Genomic DNA, 3,012 nt, shown 5'->3' with positions numbered 1-3,012 from the left:
CGTGCAGTGTCCGGGCAAGATAACGATTCATGCAGGAAAGAAATCGTTTGTCGGTTCGGACCGGAACAGTTACGTCCTGCCGCACCTGCCACGCGCAGAACCCGGCGAGACGGATCTCGAATTCAGGCACTTCACCGACTGGGGCGAGGCACTGGCCGGCCGGCCGTTCAAGGCTTTCCTGAGCGACGGCAGCGTGCGCAAGGGCGTGCTCGACGCAGAAGGCTACGCGCGGATCAGCGGAGTCGCGCCGGGCACGATGGCGCGTGTCGAATATTTGCCGATGATGGAGACCGCCAAATCCTATGTTTCCAGCGAGCTCGACGATGATATCGACGAGTTCTTCAACCTGGCAATCAATGCACCGCCGCCGGACGACGAGATCGATGCATGAGCAGACAGCCGGACGATAATATTATTGACGATGCGTGGGACAGCGTCGTTGGCGGATTGGGCTGGCTCAAGTCTGTCCTGATCGGTGAGTTTGCCGATAATCGCCCGTTGTCGGCCGTGGTCGCGGACATGCTGGTCAGCTTCGTCCCAGGCGTTGTCCTGGTCACCAGTGCGCGCGACGCAATCGCGGTGACGTTGCGGCTGGCGAATCACCCAGACAAGCGAAACGACCTGATGGAATGGGTGCTGCTATGCGCCTGTTTGATCGTGCTCGCCCTGCCGATCGCAATGGCCGCGGGTGGGGCCGCCGCCGCAGGCGTCGGGGCGATCGTTGGCGGGATCGCCGGCTCCGAGCTCGGAGCCGCGCTGCGCGCGGTGATGCTCATGCTGATCAAGGAGGCGAACAAGTTGGTCGAACTGGTGCGTTTCCTGCAGAAATTCATCAAGGGCGACATCCTCAAGTTCCTCCGTGCGATCAAGTTCGCCCAGTATCAAAAGCCGCTGCTGGCCGCTCTGGACAAGACGATCCAGAAGCTGCTGGAGATCGTGCGCGGCATGCGACGCCATCTGCATCGCGTCAATTATTTCGATTCGCTCACGAGCACGATCACCACACTCGTAGCCTGGGAGAAAAAGTTCTATGCGGTACAGCAGGATGCGTTGAGGCAGATACCGAAGGCCCTGGCCGTACTCGATGCGCGGCTGGCCAAGGTTTTGGCGCAGACAGCGCCGAAGGAGGTGCATACCGTGGCTTCCGGCGTCAAGGCCAAGAAACCCGTGGCTCCGCCGCCGGCAACGCAGCGGGTTCGGGATGTCGCGGGGCGCCCGCTGGCGAAACCGAAACCGCTCGCCGCAGAATCCGCGGCAAAACCGGCACCTGCGGCGAAGCCCAAACCGAAACCGGCCGCCAAACCGGCTGCTGCCGAGCCGCCGAAACCGCCGCTGAAAGACAAGCCGGATCCGGTCAAGCCGCCGGACGAGAGCGCGAACACGAAGAAGCAGGAAGTGATTGACGCGGCTGTCGAGGCCGACCGCGTACGCATCACGCAGCTATCGAACGAAATGCGGGAGGCGGAGAAAGCGGGAGACACGGCGCTCGCAGCAGCTAAGCGCCGGGAAGCGCAGGATATACTGCGTCCTCATTTTCCGAGAAAGAATTCGACCGATACCTGGGACGAGGTCATCAAGCGTCTGGACGTCTCTTCTCCCAAAGATGGCGCCGTGTTCTGGTCGGGAGACGACAAGGCAGCGCAGAAATACGCCGAAAGTATCGGCGGGGTCACACTGGAAACGACACCGGGCGGCCGGATCATCGATGGGTGGAAAGAGATCAATGTCGATTATCCGTGGGATAAATCCAAGGGCACGCCGCCGTTTGCCCGCGATTTGTGGGCCGGGGTATCGAAAAAATATGCGGAAGGCGTTACAGGACACGTCAATGCGGTCCAGACTCTCGAGAAGCTGGATGCGCCTTACACTTTGTGGCACAACGTCGAAAAGCCGATCTATCTGGATAAATATCGTGCAGGCGAGGTCAGCGGCATCAACGTATATGCGCTCGACCCCGCTGGCAATCTCACGCAATTGGGCGAAGATAAAGTGAAAGCGCTGCTCGCGCTAAAAGGAACTGCTCCATGGCCGTAACCGACGACTCCAAGCTGTCGCGTCTCTACAAATTTTTCAATACCTATGGCCCCGAACGTATGAATGGCCTGGACGCCAGTTATTTTGCGGGCATGAGCCCAGCCGAACAGGCCGAGGCCTGGGATTTCCTGATGACTGGATTTCCGGATTCCGTCGATAACATCACGGGCCTTTACCTGCTGAACAAGATGCGGGCCATTGAGCAGTTCAAACTCGCGCTAGACCAGCCGATGCCTGAGTCGGAGTTTCCAGCGGAGCAGCGGGAAACCGAAATCGACCGCTTGCTGATGCTTCGATACGTCACGAATAACGATCCAGATCCCCGCTACATTGCCATGCTGGCCAACTTTGCCGGGAGTAAATTTGAAAGTGTGAGGACACAGTTTGCGCAGTCGCTGTCCAACCGGAACGCCACACCGGACAACATCAACGCGCTCAAGGGAATGATTTTTACCGAGACTGAACGCTTGCCTCTAGCCTCTGCAATCCTGGCCTTGATGGAACTGCATGGGGTATCGTCCGACCCTGACGATCCTGAGCACCGTGCGACTTACATGTCGCTTCGCTCCAGTGCGCCGGACGACAAGCTGGCCGCCATGAACCGTCTGGAAGCTATGCGACCACTGATGGGTGCATAGTAGGGCAGGCCGCCAGGGCTGTCGGGAGACGTTACGATGCCGATTCTCAGGCACGTTGCCGACTGGGGCGAGGCACTGGCCGGCCGTTCAAGGCAGACCTGAGCGACGGCAGCGTGCGCAAGGGCTTGTCTATTGCGCGCACCGATTCTCCCAACCTGTCACGCCTTTACGACCGTGGGAATTGGATCTGTGCAGTTGAGATAAATTGACGATTGATGCTGAGGTATGTCATGAACCCAGATCCCGAACCACGTTTTCGGGTTGAACATGCGTCGTGAATTGCTGGACCAGGCCATCGCTGCGCTTGCGCAGTTCGGCAGCGCCACCCGCCTGTATGTCT

Annotated in this window: 2 protein-coding genes and 1 pseudogene; all 3 read left to right on the top strand. The window is 59.3% G+C overall.

Annotated features, from left to right (window positions below):
* Nucleotides 1-391: pseudogene (locus NX780_RS25025) on the top strand (type VI secretion system tip protein VgrG); the annotation flags it as partial.
* Nucleotides 388-2,034, top strand: a complete 1,647-nt coding sequence (locus NX780_RS25020) for a hypothetical protein (protein WP_258830604.1) — start codon at nucleotides 388-390, stop codon at nucleotides 2,032-2,034. The pseudogene NX780_RS25025 and the gene NX780_RS25020, both read left to right, overlap by 4 nt.
* Entirely contained in the window at nucleotides 2,025-2,672 is a 648-nt protein-coding gene (locus NX780_RS25015) for a hypothetical protein (protein ID WP_258830603.1), read from the top strand. Before NX780_RS25020 ends, NX780_RS25015 begins: the two co-directional genes overlap by 10 nt.
* Nucleotides 2,673-3,012: the final 340 nt, after the last annotated feature.

The organism is Massilia agri (assembly GCF_024753255.1).
In the GTDB taxonomy this organism is placed as follows: domain Bacteria; phylum Pseudomonadota; class Gammaproteobacteria; order Burkholderiales; family Burkholderiaceae_D; genus Telluria; species Telluria agri.
The sequence above is the reverse complement of the archived record's forward strand: the minus strand, read 5'-3'. Positions and strand labels throughout refer to the sequence as shown.

Coding starts and splice junctions, on each gene's coding strand:
- NX780_RS25015 (WP_258830603.1), top strand. CDS start 2,025: ATGGCCGTAACCGACGACTCCAAGCTGTCGCGTCTCTACAAATTTTTC.
- NX780_RS25020 (WP_258830604.1), top strand. CDS start 388: ATGAGCAGACAGCCGGACGATAATATTATTGACGATGCGTGGGACAGC.